The sequence below is a fragment of the Amycolatopsis sp. SID8362 genome (genome assembly GCF_010550475.1).
Taxonomy (GTDB): domain Bacteria; phylum Actinomycetota; class Actinomycetes; order Mycobacteriales; family Pseudonocardiaceae; genus Amycolatopsis; species Amycolatopsis eburnea.
In genome coordinates this window covers 1-1,589 of record NZ_JAAGNB010001394.1, presented here as the reverse complement: position 1 = coordinate 1,589, position 1,589 = coordinate 1, and the positions used below count along the sequence as shown (strand labels likewise).

General features: G+C 74.2%; 2 protein-coding genes. Both read left to right on the top strand.

What is annotated here, in order from left to right; all coding sequences use genetic code 11:
- On the top strand, positions 1–1,037 hold a 1,037-nt coding region (locus G3I65_RS42735), incomplete at its 5' end, for a penicillin-binding transpeptidase domain-containing protein (RefSeq protein ID WP_160701142.1).
- Between the two features lie 66 nt (positions 1,038–1,103).
- A partial coding sequence (locus G3I65_RS42730; RefSeq protein ID WP_160701141.1) for a helix-turn-helix transcriptional regulator occupies positions 1,104–1,589 on the top strand: 486 nt, incomplete at its 3' end.

Here is a 1,589-nt window from a genome sequence, read left to right as displayed (position 1 = left end):
GCAACCCGGCGCCGCTGCTGCGTTCGGCGCTCACCGGGCAGGTCACCGCCGCGGCGGGCAGCGGGTTCGCCGTCCAGCGGGTCGACACCAGCGGGAAGAGCCTCGAGACGCTGTTCGGCAAGCCGGCCGAGGACGGCGCCAAGCCGCTGACGTCGAGCCTGAGCCTGGCCGCGCAGAACGCCGCGCAGGCCGCGGTCGACGGCTACGCGGGGTCGGCCATGCTGGTCGCGCTCGACACCGGCTCGGGCGACATCCTCGCCGTTGCCCAGAACGCGGCCGCCGGGAACTCCCCGAAGGCGCTCAGCGGCCTGTACGAGCCCGGTTCGTCGTTCAAGATCGCGACGTCCGTGGCGGCGGTCCAGCAGAGCGGGCTCAACGCGGGCTCACCCGTGGACTGCCCCGGCGTCGCCACGATCGGCACGCGCACGGTGCGCAACGAGGGCTTCGAGCTGGGCGCGACGAACCTGCAGACGGCGTTCGCGCGGTCCTGCAACACGACGTTCGGGCAGCTCGCGCTGGCGCTGCCGGCGGACGGGCTGAAGAAGGCGGCGGACGAGCTCGGGCTGAACGCCGACTACGAGATCCCCGGCATCAAGACCGAGCTGGGCAAGGTCGAGCCGGCGGCGAGCAAGGACGAGCAGGTCGAGGACGGCTTCGGCCAGGGCCGCATCCAGGCCAGCGCGCTCGGCGGCGCGATGATGGCCGCGACGGTGGCGGCGGGCAAGGCGATCACGCCGAGGCTGTGGCACGACCTGCCGACCACGGTGGTCAAGGGGTACACGCCGCCGCCCGGTGCGGTGCTCGGCGAGGTCCGGAAGCTGATGCGCGCGGTGGTGACCAGCGGTACCGGCCGGGCCGCGGCGGGCGCCGGGACGGTGTTCGGCAAGACGGGCACGGCCCAGTTCGGCGACGGCTCCAACGCGACGGGCTGGTTCGTCGGGTACCGGGGGAGCGTGGCGTTCGCGGTGGTGCTGGAGAACTCGAACGACTCGGGCCCGGCGGTCACCCTGGCGGCGAAGTTCCTGAAGGCGCTCTGAGCGTCGCTTTCACGTGAAAGTGACGCTTCGGCGGGGGCCGAACGGTCGGGCTCGTACCGTGGGGGCATGGAGACGATCGCCCTCGCCGAGGTCGCCGCGGTGCTCGCCGACCCCAGCCGGGCCACCATGTGCCTCGCGCTGCTCGACGGGCGGGCCTGGACGGTCGGCGAACTCGCGAAGGCGGCCGGGATCGCGCTCTCGACCGCCAGCGAGCACGTCACCCGGCTGAGCGACGCCGGCTTCGTCGCCCGGGTCAAGCAGGGCCGGGCCAGCTACGTGCGGATCGCCGACCCGCGCGTGGCCGAGCTGATCGAGCACCTGGCCCAGCACGCCGAACACCGGCCGGTCACCGGGCTGAAGGCGTCGCTGCGGGTGAAGAAGCTCGGCTTCGCGCGGACCTGCTACGACCACCTCGCCGGTGTCCTCGGCGTCGCCCTCCGCGACGGCATGCTGGCGACCGGGCTGGTCGACACCGCCGGCGGCCTGACGCTGACCGGCCGCGGCCGCGAGGTGCTGGCCGGCCTCGGCGTCCCGGTCGCCGCCGGGCGGCGG